Here is a 16,860-nt window from a genome sequence, read left to right on the forward strand (position 1 = left end):
AGGCTCTGCCAGCATTTCTCGCGTTGACGGTCCCCACCGATCGCGAGGAGTTTTTTCGTGGGCAGTACGCAGCTGTCTCGGCCGGCCCCGCAGAGCCGATCCGATCCGTCCGGGAAGGGGACGGCTCTGCGCACTTATCATTCCTATGTCCGGGGTGAGCGGCAGGAAAGTACCGACTGGGTGTACGTGCTGGATTCCGGCACGCTGCTCGACGACGTCTTCGCCAGCCTGACGCTCAAGCGCAAGCTGGAACAAGGACGGATCACCGCCGCGGAGCTGCCCGGCGTGGTCGTCGGGCGGGTCGCCAAGGCGGACCGGGCCACGGTCCAGCGCGCCATCGACGCCGCCGCCGAGGCCGCGCCGGCCTGGGGCGCCTTCCCTCTCGACGTGCGCGTCCAGCGCCTCGGCGCGCTCCTGCACGACAGACTCGCCGAGCGGGCCGAGGAGATCGCGGAGATCCTCGTGCAGGAGGGTCATCCGCGGATGCTCGCCGAATGGCAGGTCTCGGGGATGCTGGAGTGCTTCGGCCCCGAGTCCGTGTCCTTCTACCGCTCCCAGATGCTGCAGGAGTTCCACCGCGGGGAACGGCGGCTCCAGGTGCGCCGGGTGCCCGACGGCGTCGTCTGCCTCAATCCTCCGCAGAACGCGCCGCTGTCCAGCGCGCTGCTCGGGGTCACCAGCGTCATGGGCGGCAACGCGCTGATCGTGCGCGCCCCGCGCAGCGGTCCCCTCGGTGTCATGTACGTGATGCAGGAGATCGTCGCCCCGGCCCTCGACGAGATCGGTGCCCCGCCCGGCACGCTGAACGTGGTGTGCGGGGACCCCGGACCGATGCTCTCCGCGTGGCTGTCCAGCCCCGACGTCGACGACATCATGTACTTCGGCTCCAGCGAGAACGGCACGAAGTTCGAAGCGCGCTGCCTGGCCGAGGGCAAGAAGCCCATCCTCGAACTGGCCGGCAACGACGTCGTCTCCGTCTGGAAGGACGCCGACATCGACCTCGCCGCCGAGGCGCTCACCGAGAGCTTCTACGGCTCCGGCCAACTGTGCATGATCCCCAACCAGGTCGTCGTCCACCCCGACGTCGCCGACGAGCTGGTGGCCGCCCTGGTGCGCGAGGTGGGCCACATACGGCCCGGATACCCGGGTGAGCCGGACGTGCTGCTCACGCCGGTGCTGCGCAACGAGAAGTTCTTCGCGTGCCTCGACGACGCCCGTGCCAAGGGCGCCGAACTGGCGTGCGGCGGGCATGCCATGCAGCTGGACGAGAGCCGTGACCCCCACGGGATCTTCCTGGAGCCGACCGTGATCGTCGTCCGCGGTCTGGCGGACGCCCGTGACATCGAGGCCGTCGCCCACGAGACGTTCTTCCCCCTGCTGCCCGTCATCGTGGCCGAGCCCGCGCCCGACGCCGAACTGCTGGAGCGGTTCGTCGACTTCGTGAACTCCAACGCCTACGGGCTGCGCAACTCCCTGTGGGCGAAGGACCCCGAGGTCGTCGACCGGTTCCTCGCCCGGGTCGGCAACGGCGGACTCGTCAAGGTGAACGACTCGCACATCGGCTTCCTGCCCTGCCTGCCCACCCACGGCGGCACCGGCCTGACCGGAGGAGTCTTCGGAGAGGCCAACTACCCCATCCTGCGCACCACCCACCTCCAGGGCGTGAGCGTCTCCACCGGTTCCCGTCCACGCGACGCGGTCTTCGGGGCCTGGCGGACGCTGCGCGAGACGAGGACCCCCTGACCAGGCCCCTGCCGAGGAGTTTCCATGCGTGCTCTGGACGCCGCCCGCGAGACATGTGAACGCCATCTGCCCGGACTGCTCGACGCCCTCGGCGCTCACCCGCTCGACGAGCTGGAGAAGCCCGGCAGCCCGGCCGTCGAACTGTTCCGCGCCCACGGCGGACCCGCTCTGGTGATCCCGAAGACCTACTCCGGGCTGGGCGCCGACCCCCTGGAGGCGATCGAGACCACGCGGGCCCTGGCCGCCGCCTGCCCCTCGCTCGCCGTGGCGACGACGATGCACCACTTCTCCGTCGCCACGCTCTTCTCGCTCGCCGACAGCCTCCACGCCGACGGCGTCGCGTGGGCTCTGCTCGAAGGGATCGCGGAGCAGAAGCTGCTGGTCGCCTCGGGATTCGCCGAGGGACGCCCCGGGCGGGGCATCCTCAGCCCCGTCATGCGGGCCCGCCCGGACGACAGCGGCAGGGGCTACCGCGTCGACGGCTCGAAGAAGCCGTGCAGCCTGTCGGCCTCCATGGACCTGCTCACCGCCAGCGTGGCGCTGCCCGCGGCCGACGGCACCAGCGAGATGGCGGTGCTGCTCGTGCCCCGGGGGACGGAGGGGCTGAGCGTCCGCCCGTTCTGGTCCAGCTGGGCCCTGGCCGGCGCGCAGAGCGACGAGGTCCGCCTCGATGACGTCCTCGTCGACGAACAGCAGGTCATGCGCACCGAACCGGGTGCCGGCGGCGAGCTGGACGAGCTCCAGACGGTCGGACTCATCTGGTTCGAGATGCTGACCTCCGCCTCCTACCTGGGCGTCGCCAGCGCGCTGGCCGAACGGGTCGTGGCCGGCGGGCGAGGGTCGGTGTCCGAGCGGGCCCGGCTGGTCACCCGCCTTGAGACGGCCGCGCTGCTGCTGGAGGGCGTCGCCCGGATGCTCGCCGACGGGGCGACCGGCGACGCCGCGCTCGCCAAGGCCCTGGTGGCCCGCTTCGGCGCCCAGGACGCCATCGGCGACGTGGTGCGGCACGCCGTCGAACTCCTCGGCGGCATGGCCTTCCTCGGCAGCGGCGACATCGCCTACCTGGCGGCGGCGTCGAACGGGCTCTCCTTCCACCCCCCGTCCCGCTCCGCCTTCGCCGAGCCCTTCGTCGACCACGTCGGCGGCGCGCCGCTGCGGCTGACCTGAGGAGTCCACAGATGACGACCACCACGGCCCCGGACGTCCCGGTTCACGACCCGGACCGCGTCGGACAGCTGTACCGTGCCCACCTGAGCAAGGGCCGGGCCACCCTCGGTGAGCTGTTCGGCGGCCATGTCGAGACCGATTCCGAGGGCGCCTGGATCACCACCCACGACGGCCGCCGCTTCCTCAACTGCGGCAGCTACGGCGTGCTGATCGCCGGCGCCCGCCATCCCGTCGTCGTACGCCACGTCACGGAGCAGCTGCACCGGCATCCGGTCGCCAGCCGGGTCTTCCTGGAACCGCAGGCGGCGCTCGCCGCCGAGGCCCTCGCCGCGAGAGCCCCCGAGGGGCTGGAGCGCGTGCACTTCGCGGGTTCGGGCGCCGAGGCCGTGGAGACCGCGATCAAGCTCGCCCGCACGCTCGGCAAGGACCGGCTGATCGCGACCGACGGGGGCTACCACGGCAAGACGATGGGTGCGCTCAGCCTCACCGGAAAGGACCTCTTCCAGGCCCCGTTCCGGCCGCTGCTGCCCGGCGCCCACCATGTCCCCTACGGCGACGCGGAGGCGCTGGAGGAGCTGCTGCGGACCATGCCCGGCCGGGCGTGCTTCGTCGTCGAGCCCGTCCAGGGCGAGGCCGGCGTGGTGCTGCCCCCGCCCGGCTACCTGCGCGCCGTCCAGGAGCTGTGCCGCGCCTACGACGCGTTCTTCGTCCTCGACGAGATCCAGACGGGCCTGGGGCGGCTCGGCAGCTGGTGGGGCGCCGACGAGGAGGCGATCACCCCCGACGCGCTGCTCGCCGGAAAGGCGCTCGGCGGGGGTGTTCTGCCGGTCTCCGCGGTCGTCGCCACCCCTCGGGCGTACCGGGCCTTCGACAAGGACCCCTTCCTGCACACCTCCACGTTCTCCGGCACCCCGCTGGCCATGGCCGCCGTACGCGGCGCGCTCGCCGCCATCGAGCAGGACGGTCTGGTGGGCCGCGCCCGCGAGCTGGGCGCCGAGCTGCTCACCACCGTCCGGTCCATCGTCACCCGCCACTACGGCCCCGTCGTACGCGAGGTGCGCGGCAAGGGCCTGCTGATCGGCGTCGAGTTCGCGGTCCCGGGCCCGGCCGGCGACCTGCTGATCGAGCTGATCCAGCACGGTGTGATCGCCAACCACTCCCTCAACTCGCATCTGGTGCTCCGGCTGACCCCGCCCGCCGTGCTCACCGCCGCGGACACCCGATACCTCTACGAGGCCCTGGAGCGCGCCTGTCGCGCGCAGGCCGCCCGCTACCTACCGACTCTCGAAGGTGACTCCGCCCATGCGTAGTGTGCACGTGGCCGTCGAACTGCCCGGCGTCTCCCCGGCCGCCGGCTACGAGCGGGTCAGGCGGTTCGCCGACTACCCCCAACTGGCCCCGGTGGTGCGCGCCGTGACCGTCCACCAGGCCGGCGCCGGCGAGGAGACCAGCGACTGGGAGGTGTACTTCCGCAACGGCATCCTGCGCTGGACGGAGTCCGACCTGTTCGACCCGGAGAAGCTGGAGATCACCTTCGCCCAGACCGACGGTGACTTCGAGGCCTTCCGGGGAACGTGGCGGCTCGCCTCCTCCGCCGCCGGATGCCTGGTCGACTTCTCCGCCGAGTTCGACTTCGGCATCCCGAGCCTCGCCGGGATCCTGGACCCGGTCGCCGAGCGCGTCATCAAGGAGACCATCGCGCGCGTCGTCATCGGCCTGTTCGGCGGTGCGGGCCGCGTCATCGGGGACGACGCCCTCGCCGCGGCGGTGGCCCCGGCGCCCGCGGACCTCCGGCGGGCCGGGGCACAGGTGGTGTGAGGTGGACAGCAGGAACCTGTTCATGACACCCACCACGGCCTGGCTGGTGCGGGCCGAGTTCGGGCTCGGGCTCGTGGTGTCCGTCGTCCTCCTCCTCACCCATCTCGACGAGGTCGACTGGTGGGTGGCCGCGGGTCTGTTCGTCTCCATCGACCTCATCGGCTACCTGCCGGGGGCCGTCGCCTTCCGGCGCGCCGGACACGGCGACATCCACAAGGGCTACCACGTCGCGTACAACGTGATGCACAGCCTCGTCACCCACGGCCTGCTGGCACTCGTCTGGATCTGGCTGTGGGGCCCGGAATGGGCCCTGCTCGCCCTGCCCATCCACCTCTTCGGTGACCGTGCCCTGTTCGGCAACTTCCTCAAGCCCTTCGGCCTGCGCTTCGAACCCGAGCGCCACCCGGCCTACGGGGCGTTCCGCGGCGCGTACGCGGCCGCCGCCTCGCGACCCATCGAAAGGAAGCAGCAACCATGACCACCGCGAACGTTCCCACCGAGGCGGACTGGGACCGGGCCCCGTCCCTGATGGACGGCGCACTGAACCTGGAGCTGTCCGCGGCCGGGTGCAACCTCGCGTACTGGCTGCGGGCCGTTCCGCACGGAACGCTGCGCGGCCTGATCCGGGGGCACGCCGACGGCGTACGGCCGCTGGACGTCGTGGCCGCGCCGGGTCCGCTCAACAGCGCCCTCACGCAGGAACTCGCCTTCCGGTCGATGGCGGAGGAGAAGGCCACCCGGGCCATCGGGCACCTGGTCTCCCTCGCCCCCGACAACGACACCATGGAGTTCTACGCCACCCAGCTGGTCGACGAGGCCCGGCACGCCATGGTCTTCCGTGACCATCTGCTCCAGCTCGGCATCGCGCGGGACGAGCTGCCCACCGCGCTCGACCGGCTCGCCGCCCAGGACGCCGCCGCCATCCTCGTACCGCTGGAGGACTTCGGGCTCCGGGTGCTGCGCGACGACCGGGACTTCATCGGCGGCGTCCTGGTCCTGACCGTCCTCGTCGAGGGTGTCCTCGCGCCCGCCGCCGAGCTGAGCGAGCGCAAGTGGCGCGTCTTCGACCCGGCCGCCGCCGACATCGAACGCGGCGCCGGCATCGACGAGATCCGCCACCTGGCCGTCGGCAGCTCCGTGCTGCGCGAGCACCTCCTCAAGCACCCGGAGGAGAAGCCGCGTCTGCTGGAGCTCATGGCGGAGGGCTACGAGCTGTGGGGCAGGCTGCCCACCGAGGAGCAGCTGCTGCGCCGCGAGACCCTCTTCCAGCAGGGCATCGAGGAGCACGGCCGGCTGCTCGGCGACTACGAGGCGTGGCCCGGCCGCCGGCTGGCCGACACCACCGCCGAGGAGCGCATGGAGACGGGCCGGGAGTGGGCCGAGCGGATGCAGCACGCCCGGCTGGCGTACATGGGGCTCCAGGAGGCGATATGAGGTCGAGCGGAGGAACGACCGCGCCGGCCGGAGGCCTCCCGCCCGGGGCAGGGGGCGCCTGATGGCCCGCGCGGCGGTCGTCTGCGGCCTGGGTACGCACCTCCCGTCCCGTGTCGTCGGCAACGACCACCTGGCACGGGAGCTGGACACGTCCGACGAGTGGATCCGCAGCCGCACCGGAATCGGGCGGCGCCACGTCGCGGCCCCCGGCCAGGCCACGTCCGACCTCGCGGTCGAGGCGGGCCGAAGGGCCCTGGAGTCGGCCTCCTCGGGCACCGGCCGGACCGGGGCGGACGCGGTCGTGCTGGCCACGACCACCCCCGACCACCCGTGCCCGGCGACGGCTCCGCTGGTCGCCTCCCGGCTGGGGCTCGGCACCGTGCCCGCGTTCGACGTGGCGGCGGTGTGCACCGGCTTCGTCTACGCGCTCGCGGCCGGGGCCGGGCTCATCGCCGCCGGGACCGCCGACCGTGTCCTGGTCGTCGGAGCCGAGACGTACTCCAGCATCCTCGACCCCGCCGACCGCTCCACCCGCGCGATCTTCGGCGACGGCGCGGGGGCGGTGGTACTGCGCGCCGGCGATCCGGACGAGCCGGGAGCGCTGGGGCCGATGGTGCTCGGCAGCGACGGCACCGGCAGCGAGCTGATACGGGTGCCGTCGGGCGGCTCACGCGACCCGCTGCGCGCCGACAACGCGCACCGGGCCGATCCCTATTTCCGGATGACGGGACGCCCGGTGTTCCGCCACGCGGTGGAGCGGATGGCGCAGGCTGTCACCGAGGCCGCCGACCGCGCCGGATGGCCGCCCGAGAGCGTCGACGTCCTCGTCGCCCACCAGGCCAACGTGCGCATCCTGCACGCCGTGGCCGACCGGCTGGGGCTGCCCAGGGAGCGCTTCCCCGTCCATCTCGACCGTGTGGGCAACACCTCCGCCGCCTCCGTCCCGCTGGCCCTCGCCGACGCCGTCACGGCGGGAACCCTGCGCCCTGGGCACAGGACGGCGCTGGCCGCCTTCGGCGGCGGTCTGACGTGGGGCGCGGTCACCCTGACCTGGCCACAGCTCGTCCCCGCCTGACGCCCGAGAGGGACAGCGCCCCTCCCGCACCGACGACCGACCGTAAGCCAACCCTGCTCACATCCGAGGAGAACAGTCATGAGCGCCGTCTACGACCGTCTGGTCCAGCTGCTGGTCGCGAACTTCGGCTTCGCCACCGACGAGGTCACACCCGAGGACACCTTCCGCGGGCTGGAACTGGACTCGCTGGCCCTGGTGGAGCTGACCCTGGCGGTCCAGCAGGAGTTCGGCGTCGAACTCACCGACGACGACCTGAACGCCGACGACACGCTGGAGCAGGCCGTCAAGCTCATCGAGAGCAAGCCGGCGGTGGCCTGATGCCGGGCGCAGCCCCGTTCGACGCCGCGATCACCGGAATCGGCATGGTGACCGCGGCCGGGATCGGCACCCACCGGACGTGGGAGGCGATCGTCGCCGCCGAGGGCACGGCGGCCGCGCCGGTGCCGGCCCTCGACGGCACGCCGTCCGCCATCGGCTGCTGGATCCCCGGCTACGACCCCGTCGAGGCGATCGGGCGGCGCAGGGCGTGGCGCTTCGACCGCAGCAGCCAGTTCGCGATCACGGCCGCCGCCGAGGCGGTCGGCGACAGCGGCCTCGACCCGTCGGCCTGGGACGGCACCCGGGTCGCCGTCGTCCTGGGCAGCGGCATCGGGGGCGCCGCCAGCTGGGAGAAACAGCACCGCGTCCTTCTCGACGACGGCCCGACCAGGGTCTCCCCGCTGCTGATCCCGATGCTCGCCGTCAACATGTCCGCGGGATACGTTGCCATGGAGCACGGCGCCCGCGGTCCCAATCTGGTCACCGCCACCGCCTGCGCCTCGGGCACCACCGCGGTCGGCACGGCCCGCGAGCTGCTCCGCCAAGGGGTGTGCGACGTGGTGATCACCGGGGGTACGGAGGCGTGCCTGATCCCCTCGATCGTGTCCGGCTTCGGCCAGATGGGGGCGCTGACCGGCCGCCAGGACGACCCGCGCGCCGCCTCCCGCCCGTTCGACGCGGACCGCGACGGCTTCGTGCCGGCCGAGGGGGCCGCCGTCCTCGTCCTGGAACGGGCCGCCGACGCGAGCGCCCGCGGCGCCCGTGTCTACGCGCACGTATCCGGATACGGAGCCTCCGCCGACGCCCACCACGCCACCGCGCCGGAGCCCGGCGGAGCGGGCGCCGAACTCGCGCTGCGCGCGGCCCTCAAGGACGCGGCGATGGCCCCCGGCGCCGTGGACCACGTCAACGCGCACGGCACCTCGACCCCGCTCAACGACGCCGCCGAGTCACAGCTGATCCGCCGGGTCCTGGGGGAACGGCCCGCCGTCACCTCCGTCAAGGGCGTGCTGGGCCACGCGCTGGGTGCCGCGGGCGCCATCGAGGCCGCCGCCACCGCGCTCACCCTCCACCGGCGGCTCGTCCCGCCCACCGCCAACCTCGACAGCCAGGACCCGCGGATCGAGCTGGACGTCGTCGCCGGGAAGGCACGCGCGGTCACCGTCGAGGCCGCCGTGAGCAACTCCTTCGGCTTCGGCGGCCAGAACGCCGTCCTGGTCCTCACCCGGGCCTGACCGCCCCCGGCCGCGTGGACCGCGCACGGTCATGGCCGGCGTCACCCGCGCCCGGAGCGGCTCAGGCCTCCAGGCCGGCGCTGTGCCAGCGGCGCAGGCGGGCCCGGGCGCGGGTGAAGGCGCCCTCGGCGGCCTTGACCGAGATGCCGAGACGTCCCGCGGCCTCGCGTGTGCTGGTGCCCTCGATACGGGCCAGGATGATGTCGCGCTCCCGGCCGCCGAGGCGCCTGACCTGCTGGAGCAGCCAGGCCGCCTCGGCCGCCACGCAGACCGTCTCCTCGGGACCCTGCGCGGGCTCCGGGTGAAGACGGTGCAGGTGACGGCGGCTGCGCTCGCGGTGGCGGTGGACGTCGACGCACAGCCGCAGGACGACCGAGGTGAGGAACGGGCCGACCCGGTCCTCGTCCAGGTCGCGGTGGAGCGCGGCGCGCAGCATCGCCTCCTGGACACAGTCCTCCACGTCCTGACGCGACGACAGGCGCATCCAGGCGAGCCCGCGAAGCCGGTCCTGGTGCGGCAGGAGCAGCTCCCACCGGCGTGCCGCGGGCGCGTGCTCGGCCATACGGGGTCGTTCCCTTCGCTCGGATGAACGCGTCGGACGCCGCCCCGTACCTGCTCCGCCGGCGCTTCGCCTCTTCGGTCCCGCTGTCCGCGGGTGGCGTCGCCGACGAGCGGCTGTGCGCTCCGGTCGTCCTCCGCGAGACGGGATCCACGCTTTCAGAGCGTCCTGGCAGGCCACTGGCACAGCGCTGAGACGGCCGTCTCAGCCCGGCGTCCGCGCGGGGTCCTCCCGGCGCCGCGGCGGTTGCACATCCCTACCATTGGTATGTAACCTCGGCTCCGTCGACCGACGGGCGGCCGAACGCTCTCCTTACTATGTGGTTCGGGACAGCCGGCGCCGCAGCGTGTCGGCGAGCAGGGAGGCGCACGGACATGACGCGGCAGACGGTGACGGCGGAGCGACAGACCGCGCGGCGCTCCCAGCAGGAGCGGTCCTCCGCGACCACGGGACAACTCCTGACCGCCGCACGGAGGCTGTTCGCCTCGGACGGCTACGCGGCCGCCTCCCTGGACGCCATCTGCTCGGACGCCAAGGTCACCAAGGGCGCGTTCTACCATCACTTCAAGAACAAGGAACAGCTCTTCCGCGCGGTGTACGAACGCGAGCAGCAGGACCTGTCGGCCGCCATCGCGGAGCGGTACTCGCACTACAGCGACCCGAAGGAAGCCCTGTTCCAGGGCATCCGCGAGTTCCTGGTCAGCTCGATGGAGCCCAGCACCCAGCGGATCACCCTGATCGACGCCCCCGGCGCGCTCGGCTGGGAGGCGATGCACGAGATCCGGACCGGCTGCCGGCGCATGCTGTTCTACGGGGTCTCCCGGGCCCTGGGAAACGGCCGCCTCTCGCGGCACGAGACCGAGTCCCTCACCTCCATGATCTACGGAGCGCAGTGCGAGGCCGCCATGGCCGTGGCGCACGCCGACGACCCGGACGCACTGCTCGAAGCGGCCCTGAGCCAGTTCCGCTACCTGTTCGACGCCATCGCGCGGACGCCTCCCGCCGCACAGCCGTAACAGCGCAGACCGACCCCGGAGGCCCGCATGTCAGAGTCCGTCATCGTCGCGGGGGCGCGTACGCCGCTCAGCGGGCTCCTGGCGACGCTGGGAGCTCCCTCACCCGCCGAGCTGGGCATGGTGGCGATCAGAGAGGCTCTGGGCCGCACGGGGATCGACGGCGGCGACGTGGACCGCGTCGTGGTCGGCCACGGCCCCACGGCGGACGCCGGGTGGGGGCTGACCCGGCGGGCGGCGCTCAGGGCGGGGGTCGCGCCGGACGCCGCTCCCCCGTCGGCCGACGACGTGGCGCGCGCGCTGGGCCTGGGGGCCATCGCCCTGGCGGACGAACTCGTCCGGAGCGGAAAGCACCGCGTGGTCGTGGCGGTCGGCCTTGAGTACCTGCCGGCCCGGCCCCGCACGGCGGTTCCGCCCGACGGCACGCAGCCGCCCGCCGCGCTGTTCCCGCGAGACCTGGTGGAGTTCTCCGGCAAAGAGGCGTACGCCGCCCTGGCGAGCCGTGCCGGCTTCGGGCACGGGGTGGGCGGACCGGGGCGCGCCCGTACGGGGACGGCCCTGCGCGGCGTGAGCGGCCCGGGTGGACCGGTGACGCCCTTCGCCCGTTCGCGCCCTTCGGCGGTTCCCGCCCCCGCACGGCCCCGGATGACCGGCCGGGTGCCCAACGGAGCCAGCGCCCTGATCGTCATGCGCAAGGCATCGGCGAGGGCGCTCGGCATCGACTGGCTGGCCGAGATCGCCGCGTACGCGACGGCGTCCCCCGCGGACGGGGAGCCGGGAGCCCGGCCGGCCGCCCCCTCGCCGGTCCGAGCCCTGACGAGGGCCCTCGCCTGCGCCGGAGTGGCCCCGGCGGGCCTGGCACTGACGGAGGCCGACCCCACGCTGCCCACGCAGGCCAGGGCCTCGCTGCGCCGCCTCGGAGGCGGCCCGCACCCTGTCGGCTCCCCCGCGGACGGGAGCACGCCCGGGCTTCCCCCCGGCGCCTCGGGTCCCCGTATCGCGCTTCATCTGGCACAGGCCCTCAACCGGCGCGAAGGCGGCCTGGGCGGCGTCGTCATGTGCGCTCCGGAGGGCCACGGCGAGGCCCTGCTCATCCGCGCCGCGCCCCAGGAGCGCCGCGCCCTCTGAGCGCCGCACCCTCTGAGCGGTGCGCCGGTCGCGGCCGGGCGGGTTCAGCGGTGCGAGGGCGGCCCGGGCACCCCGAGGTGGGCGCCCAGGCGCCGGATGACCGCCGCCGCGGCCAGGGCGTGGCCGCGCGCGTCGGCGGGCCGGCCGTCGCCGCCGTGGACGTCCGGATCCGCGCCGGCGGGCCGCGTGCCGAGGCCCACGTGGATCGCCCCGTGGCGCAGGGCCAGGGCGCGGGTGCGCTCCGTCAGCAGGCGCAGCCTCCGGGACAGGACGTCCCCGTCCCCGGGCGGCCGCGCCGCCCCACCACGGCCGCCGAACGGCGCGAGCACGACGACGTCGACACCGCCGTCCCTCAACGGCCCGATGATCCTGGCCAGTTCCGTCTCCGTGGCGTCCGCGTCGAAATGGTCGCTCAGCACATCGTTGCCGCCGGCCGCGACGGCGGCCAGGTCGGCCCGGAAGGTGAGCGCCCCGGCCAGCTGCCGGGCCCTCACCTCGGTGGCGGTCGACCGCGGCCGCGCCAGGTTGAGATAGGCGAGTTCGGGCCGGACCGAACGCAGGGCGGCGGCCACCCGGTCGGACCAGGGGGCACCGCCGGGGCCCTCGTGGGGGCCGCCGGGGCCCAGGGCGCAGTCGTCGCCCAGGACGACGAACCGCCGCCAGGGCGCCCGGGCCAGCAGCTCCGTGGCCACGTCCGGTGCGATGCGGCGGGGGTCGAACCGCTCTTCGGCGAAGCCGGCGTTCACGATGTCCTCCTGTTGTTTCGCGGCTCCCGTTCCGGTCTCGCCACGTCAGGCGGAGCGCGGGGGGATACGAGGCGACCCCCGCGGGCCGGAGGCGAGTCGGCGTACGCGGGGGCCGGTGGGCACGTGCGGGACCGGGCGTTCACGGGGCCGCGCACGGCGAAGCCCGGGCCGCCCCGGGGACGGGGAGCCCGGGGCGGCCCGGAGGGCGCGGTCCGGCGGGGACGTGACGGTCCGTACGCCCCTGCCGGATCCGATGCGGCGCGGGAACCGCCGCCGGCCGTCAGGCCCGCCCGGCGGCGAGGTGCTCGCCGAGTACGCGGACCACCTCGGTCGCGACGACCGCGTGGCCACGGGCGTTGAGATGCAGGCCGTCCGAGGCGAAGATCGGCTCCTTGCCCGCCGGGTGGGCGGGCAGGTCCACGTGCAGGCCGCCCATCCGCTCCGTCACCCCCCGGGTCAGGTCCGAGAATTCCCGGATCCGCTGCCGCATGACCGCCTTGTACTTCTCGGGGACGTACGGGGTCCAGGTGTTGTCGAACAGGCCCATCGTCACGACGGTGCAGCCGCGTGCGCGCAGCTGCGAGACGATGCGGACCTGCTCGGCCTCGACCGCGGCGGCGTCGAAGTGCTTCCCCAGCAGGTCGTTGCCGCCGGCCACCACGACCGCGATGTCGGGCCCGAAGGCGAGGGCGGGCTCCAGCTGCGTCGCCCGGATCTGCTCCGCGGTGCGGTCCCGCTCGCCGAAGTTGCGGTATTCGAGACCGGGGTTGGCGCCGCGCAGCGCGGCGGCGACCCGGTCGGCCAGGCTCAGGTCCGCGTACCCCTCCACCGGCTCCCGGGTGCCCTCGACGATGCTGTCGCCGAGGGCCGCGTACCGGGTCCAGGGGGCGCCCTGGAGCCGGACGGCGATCTCCGCCGTGCCGAGGAGGTGCGGATCCTTCAGCTCCTGGGTGAGCTGTGCGGGCGAGTCGGTGCTCGTCATGACTGCCGTCTCCTTCGGGGACGAGGCGTGGCGTGGGTTCCGGCCGGCCGGTCAGCCGGCGGAGTCGGCGGCGGGTGCCTTCCGGTCGGCCGCCGAGGCGGTCTCGGCGTCGGCGGCGGGGGCCGGGGCGGGGGCCGCGGCGGCGGGCGCGGGCGGCAGCTTGATCGTCAGGCCGAGACCCAGGAGTCCGACCACGACCGCGGCGCAGGCGGCGATCAGATAGATCCGCTCGAAGTCGGCGATCTCGGTGACCTCCCCGGCGACCACGGTGGCCAGGACCGCGATACCGAGGGCGCCACCGATCTGGCGGGCGGTCTGGTTCAGGCCCGTCGCCCCCGCGAACCGCAGGGGCGAGACGGAGAGCGCGGCGGCGGTGGAGGTGCCCGTGGTGATGGCGCCCATGCCCACACCGGCGAGGACGCCGAGCGGCAGCCAGTAGGCCAGGAACATCGAGTGGTCGGGCAGGGTGAAGGCGAGCAGGAAGCCGGTGCCCGCGAGGATGGCCGCGCCGCCGGCGGTGGCGAGACGGGGACCGTACGAGGGCGGCAGCTTGCCCACGCGCAGGGCGACGATCGTCGCGGCGAGGGCGCCGGGCGTCATGGCGAGTCCGGCCTCCAGCTCGGAGTAGCCCCACACCTGGGTCACGTACAGGACGCCGACCAGGAGCCAGGCGAAGAGCGCGACACCGTAGAAGAACGCCGCGGCGTTGGCCAGGGCGAAGGTGCGCGAACGCCACAGGGAGATGTCGACGGCGGGGGCCGGGTGCCTGGCGGAGCGCAGCAGGCTGAGGGCGATCAGCACCGGGCCGCCGATCAGGCAGACGAGGGTGGACGCCTCGGACCAGCCCCAGTCACCGCCCTGGCTGATGCTCAGGCAGAGCGCGCCGACGCCGCCGCCGAGCAGGAGGGTGCCCAGGACGTCGGGGAGCTTGCGGTCTCCGCCGCCGGTCGTGCGCGGGATGCCGGTGGCGGCGTACAGGAAGTACAGGCCGAACGGGATGTTGATGAGGAACAGCGAGCGCCAGCCGGCGAGATCCACGAGGGCGCCGCCGAGCGCCGGGCCCACCGCCGCCGCGAGCGCGGCCGCGGCGCTCCACTGCCCGATGGCCGCGCGGCGGCGCTCGGGCGGGGAGTCCATCAGCACGATGGCGAGGGAGGCCGGGATCATCGCGGCGGCGCCGAGTCCCTGGATCGCGCGGGCGGCCAGCAGGCTCCCCAGGTCGGGCACCACGGCGACCAGCACGGACGCGGCCGTGAAGACGCCGACGCCGCCGAGGAACAGCGTCCGCCGGCCGAGCACGTCGGCGAGCCGGCCGGCGGGTGCGAGCAGGGCGGCGAAGACCACGGCGTAGACGGTGATGACCCAGGACAGGTCCTTCAGTCCGGAGCCCAGGTCGTCGTGCAGGTCGGGAATCGCCAGGTTCACGACGGTGACATCGAGGACCGCCAGGAAGGAGGCTCCGGACGCCAGACGGAGTAACGATGCCCCGGACCGCGGCTTCGCGGCCTCGGAACCAGTGGTGGTCACGGAGCTTCTCCCTCAAGTTAGATACCGTTGGTAGGAATGTATGGGCCGCGGAGATCGACTGTCAACGAACCCCGCACCGGGTGACCCGCATCACATACCGAAGGTAGGTATCGAACTTTCGCGCACGACTGGGCCCCCTGGTCGCACCAGGCCCCCGCCAGGCCCCGGCAGGCCCCTCCAGCCCCCGGCCAGGTCACACCGGGCGACCGCCGGCGTCCGGGGAGAGGACCGGCAGAACGCCGGGAAGGATGTCGATGCTGTAGCGCGACGCCTCGGAGGTGCGCAGTTCGCCGTCGTGCTCGAAGGAGAGCGGCCGGCCGTCGGTCCGCTCGATGACGACGCGCGCGCCCCGCGCGTAGACCACTCCCGGCCGGCCCAGGTGACTGCCGTCGCGGGTCAGTCCGGCCAGTTCCGCCACCCCCGTCTCCCCGCCCACCACACAGACGTCGAGCAGCCCGTCGTCGATGACCGAGTGCGGCAACAGCTTGAACCTGCCCGCCCGGTAACGCCCTCCCCCGACGTTGACCAGGGCGACCGCCCCCTCGTGCACGACCTCGCCGTCCACGCTCACCCGCCCCTCATGGGGCAGGTGCGCGCGCAGGCTCTCGCCGACGGCCCGCTGGTACCGGTCCCGTCCCTGCACGTCGGCCATGCCGTGCGCCCTCTCCAGCACGTCCGCGACCAGGCCGGACCCGGCACCGAGCAGCGCGAGCGCGTCGATCTCGCGGATGTGCGCCATGTCCACGTGGCGCAGCCGGGGCCGGGCGCCGGTCAGGGCGCGGTCGAGCACCCGCCGCCAGGGAGCGTCCGCCCAGATCTCCCGGTAGAACGAATTGCCGGTCCCGAAGGGCAGGTTGAGCAGGGCGGGCCGCCGCGCCGGCTCCGTCACCGAACGGGCCAGCCCCGAGGCGACCTCCCGAGTGGTGCCGTCGCCGCCGAGCACGACGACAACGTCGGTGCCGGACCCGGCCGCCTTCGCGGCGGCGGCCTCCGCGTGACCGGGATACGCGGTGCGCACGACGTCGAGCCGCGGCACGAGACGGGCGCAGTGGTCGACGGCCTCGTCGAGGCGCCGCCGGTCACGGGTCCCCGCCTCGGGGTTGGCGATCAGCAGGGCGCCACGGGCCCAGCCCGGCTCAGTGGTCACGGCCGCTCGGCTCCCGGCGTGCCGTGACCAGGCCCATGAAGTCGTCATCGGAGCAGTACGGCTCGTCGCCACCGTAGCGGCGGACCAGGTCCGGTACGCGCAGCTGCTCCAGCGGTTCGAATCCCGCCGCGCGGGCGGTGGCGGCGGCGGACCGCGGGGTCATCCCGTGGACGTACGGCTCGCCCTGCTCGGCGACCTGGCGGGCCATGGCCAGGGCACCCTCGTAGCGGCTGGTGCCGTCGACCACCGACTCGTCCATGTAGTCGAACAGCAGCAGGCTCCCGGGGGCGACGGCGGCGGCCAGCTCGGCGAAGGTCGACCGGCAGGCCTGGACGGGCAGGAAGAAGGTGACGCCCAGCCAGCCCACGACGCACGGGGCGGCGTGGTCGAACCCGCGGGCGCTCAGCGCGTCGCGGAGCGAGGCGCCGGCGGTGAAGTCGAACGGCACGGAGACGACCGCGTCGGTGCGCACGCCCGCCTCGGCCAGCGTCCGGGCCTTCTCGGCCTGCGTGGCGGGGTGGTCCACCTCGAAGAATCGGACGTCCTCCGTCCCGCGGAAGCGCAGGGCCGTGGTGTCGTACCCCGCGCCGAGCAGCAGCACCTGGCGTGTCCCGGCCTCCACGGCCAGGGCCACCAGGTCCTCGAAGCGGCGCTGGCGCAGCAGGATCTCCGCGAGGAAACCGCCGTGGGCGCGGTCGAGACGCTGGAGCCGGTCCAGGGCCTCCTCGGACGTGGCCGGGGGTGGCACGGTGACGAAGAGATGGGCGTAGGTGTCGCTCAGCAGACGCCGGCCCGGCTCGATGACGGCGTCGGCCGCGCGGGCGCGGGCCGTGAGATGGGCCGTCTCGCTGGAACGACCGGCGCGCAGCCGGGTCTGTGGTGCTGGGGCAGTCATGGCGGAGGCCTCCCGCTCGGATGGTGAGGGCGAACACTCCGTATACGCGCGGAGCCCTCCGCACCCTCGAAAA

General features: G+C 73.8%; 17 protein-coding genes. 11 read left to right on the plus strand and 6 right to left on the minus strand.

Features of this window, described 5'->3' with window-relative positions; all coding sequences use genetic code 11:
- Positions 1-180 precede the first annotated feature (180 nt).
- From AB0E19_RS31890 to AB0E19_RS31930, 9 genes are all read left to right on the plus strand, one after another.
- Positions 181-1,743 (plus strand): aldehyde dehydrogenase, encoded by a 1,563-nt coding sequence (locus AB0E19_RS31890; protein ID WP_362186215.1) that lies wholly within the window; start codon positions 181-183, stop codon positions 1,741-1,743.
- Positions 1,744-1,767: 24 nt separating this feature from the next.
- Entirely contained in the window at positions 1,768-2,910 is a 1,143-nt protein-coding gene (locus AB0E19_RS31895; protein WP_362186218.1) for an acyl-CoA dehydrogenase family protein, read from the plus strand.
- A gap of 11 nt (positions 2,911-2,921) precedes the next feature.
- A complete protein-coding gene (locus AB0E19_RS31900; RefSeq protein WP_362186221.1) occupies positions 2,922-4,220 on the plus strand; it encodes an aminotransferase class III-fold pyridoxal phosphate-dependent enzyme in 1,299 nt (432 codons plus the stop codon).
- Positions 4,213-4,728, plus strand: coding sequence for an SRPBCC family protein (locus tag AB0E19_RS31905; RefSeq protein ID WP_362186224.1), 516 nt, complete (start codon positions 4,213-4,215; stop codon positions 4,726-4,728). The genes AB0E19_RS31900 and AB0E19_RS31905 overlap by 8 nt, the downstream gene beginning before the upstream one ends.
- A 22-nt stretch (positions 4,729-4,750) precedes the next feature.
- Positions 4,751-5,206: a hypothetical protein gene (locus AB0E19_RS31910; RefSeq protein WP_362186227.1), complete on the plus strand. Its 456-nt coding sequence runs from the start codon at positions 4,751-4,753 to the stop codon at positions 5,204-5,206.
- Complete coding sequence (locus AB0E19_RS31915) at positions 5,203-6,162, plus strand: VlmB-like protein (RefSeq protein WP_362186230.1); 960 nt, start codon at positions 5,203-5,205, stop codon at positions 6,160-6,162. Before AB0E19_RS31910 ends, AB0E19_RS31915 begins: the two co-directional genes overlap by 4 nt.
- 61 nt (positions 6,163-6,223) lie before the next feature.
- Positions 6,224-7,237: a beta-ketoacyl-ACP synthase III gene (locus tag AB0E19_RS31920; RefSeq protein ID WP_362186233.1), complete on the plus strand. Its 1,014-nt coding sequence runs from the start codon at positions 6,224-6,226 to the stop codon at positions 7,235-7,237.
- Between the two features lie 78 nt (positions 7,238-7,315).
- On the plus strand, positions 7,316-7,555 hold the full coding sequence (locus AB0E19_RS31925) for a phosphopantetheine-binding protein (protein ID WP_362186236.1): 240 nt from the start codon (positions 7,316-7,318) through the stop codon (positions 7,553-7,555).
- Positions 7,555-8,790 (plus strand): beta-ketoacyl-[acyl-carrier-protein] synthase family protein, encoded by a 1,236-nt coding sequence (locus AB0E19_RS31930; RefSeq protein WP_362186239.1) that lies wholly within the window; start codon positions 7,555-7,557, stop codon positions 8,788-8,790. The genes AB0E19_RS31925 and AB0E19_RS31930 overlap by 1 nt, the downstream gene beginning before the upstream one ends.
- Before the next feature lie 61 nt (positions 8,791-8,851).
- Here the strand turns inward: AB0E19_RS31930 and AB0E19_RS31935 are convergent, their stop codons facing one another.
- Complete coding sequence (locus AB0E19_RS31935) at positions 8,852-9,352, minus strand: sigma-70 family RNA polymerase sigma factor (RefSeq protein ID WP_362186242.1); 501 nt, start codon at positions 9,350-9,352, stop codon at positions 8,852-8,854.
- A 371-nt stretch (positions 9,353-9,723) separates the two neighbouring features.
- On the opposite strand from AB0E19_RS31935, the gene AB0E19_RS31940 reads away from it, so the two are divergent.
- Positions 9,724-10,365, plus strand: a complete 642-nt coding sequence (locus tag AB0E19_RS31940; RefSeq protein ID WP_362186245.1) for a helix-turn-helix domain-containing protein — start codon at positions 9,724-9,726, stop codon at positions 10,363-10,365.
- Between the two features lie 27 nt (positions 10,366-10,392).
- Positions 10,393-11,490: a hypothetical protein gene (locus AB0E19_RS31945; protein ID WP_362186248.1), complete on the plus strand. Its 1,098-nt coding sequence runs from the start codon at positions 10,393-10,395 to the stop codon at positions 11,488-11,490.
- Between the two features lie 44 nt (positions 11,491-11,534).
- On the opposite strand, the gene AB0E19_RS31950 is transcribed toward AB0E19_RS31945, so the two are convergent.
- From AB0E19_RS31950 to AB0E19_RS31970, 5 genes are all read right to left on the minus strand, one after another.
- Positions 11,535-12,236 carry a GDSL-type esterase/lipase family protein gene (locus AB0E19_RS31950; protein WP_362186251.1) on the minus strand — a complete coding sequence of 234 codons (702 nt, stop codon included), beginning with the start codon at positions 12,234-12,236 and terminating at the stop codon, positions 11,535-11,537.
- Positions 12,237-12,516: 280 nt separating this feature from the next.
- Positions 12,517-13,218 carry an SGNH/GDSL hydrolase family protein gene (locus tag AB0E19_RS31955; RefSeq protein WP_362186254.1) on the minus strand — a complete coding sequence of 234 codons (702 nt, stop codon included), beginning with the start codon at positions 13,216-13,218 and terminating at the stop codon, positions 12,517-12,519.
- Between the two features lie 51 nt (positions 13,219-13,269).
- Positions 13,270-14,745, minus strand: a complete 1,476-nt coding sequence (locus AB0E19_RS31960; RefSeq protein WP_362186257.1) for a DHA2 family efflux MFS transporter permease subunit — start codon at positions 14,743-14,745, stop codon at positions 13,270-13,272.
- Between the two features lie 193 nt (positions 14,746-14,938).
- A complete protein-coding gene (locus AB0E19_RS31965) occupies positions 14,939-15,892 on the minus strand; it encodes a diacylglycerol kinase family protein (RefSeq protein ID WP_362186260.1) in 954 nt (317 codons plus the stop codon).
- Complete coding sequence (locus tag AB0E19_RS31970; RefSeq protein WP_362186263.1) at positions 15,882-16,787, minus strand: SAM-dependent methyltransferase; 906 nt, start codon at positions 16,785-16,787, stop codon at positions 15,882-15,884. The genes AB0E19_RS31965 and AB0E19_RS31970 overlap by 11 nt, the downstream gene beginning before the upstream one ends.
- Between the last annotated feature and the right edge of the window lie 73 nt (positions 16,788-16,860).

Source organism: Streptomyces sp. NPDC047974, assembly GCF_040653375.1.
GTDB lineage: Bacteria > Actinomycetota > Actinomycetes > Streptomycetales > Streptomycetaceae > Streptomyces.

Coding starts and splice junctions, on each gene's coding strand:
- AB0E19_RS31895 (WP_362186218.1), top strand. CDS start 1,768: ATGCGTGCTCTGGACGCCGCCCGCGAGACATGTGAACGCCATCTGCCC.
- AB0E19_RS31900 (WP_362186221.1), top strand. CDS start 2,922: ATGACGACCACCACGGCCCCGGACGTCCCGGTTCACGACCCGGACCGC.
- AB0E19_RS31905 (WP_362186224.1), top strand. CDS start 4,213: ATGCGTAGTGTGCACGTGGCCGTCGAACTGCCCGGCGTCTCCCCGGCC.
- AB0E19_RS31910 (WP_362186227.1), top strand. CDS start 4,751: ATGACACCCACCACGGCCTGGCTGGTGCGGGCCGAGTTCGGGCTCGGG.
- AB0E19_RS31915 (WP_362186230.1), top strand. CDS start 5,203: ATGACCACCGCGAACGTTCCCACCGAGGCGGACTGGGACCGGGCCCCG.
- AB0E19_RS31920 (WP_362186233.1), top strand. CDS start 6,224: ATGGCCCGCGCGGCGGTCGTCTGCGGCCTGGGTACGCACCTCCCGTCC.
- AB0E19_RS31925 (WP_362186236.1), top strand. CDS start 7,316: ATGAGCGCCGTCTACGACCGTCTGGTCCAGCTGCTGGTCGCGAACTTC.
- AB0E19_RS31930 (WP_362186239.1), top strand. CDS start 7,555: ATGCCGGGCGCAGCCCCGTTCGACGCCGCGATCACCGGAATCGGCATG.
- AB0E19_RS31935 (WP_362186242.1), bottom strand. CDS start 9,352: ATGGCCGAGCACGCGCCCGCGGCACGCCGGTGGGAGCTGCTCCTGCCG.
- AB0E19_RS31940 (WP_362186245.1), top strand. CDS start 9,724: ATGACGCGGCAGACGGTGACGGCGGAGCGACAGACCGCGCGGCGCTCC.
- AB0E19_RS31945 (WP_362186248.1), top strand. CDS start 10,393: ATGTCAGAGTCCGTCATCGTCGCGGGGGCGCGTACGCCGCTCAGCGGG.
- AB0E19_RS31955 (WP_362186254.1), bottom strand. CDS start 13,218: ATGACGAGCACCGACTCGCCCGCACAGCTCACCCAGGAGCTGAAGGAT.
- AB0E19_RS31970 (WP_362186263.1), bottom strand. CDS start 16,787: ATGACTGCCCCAGCACCACAGACCCGGCTGCGCGCCGGTCGTTCCAGC.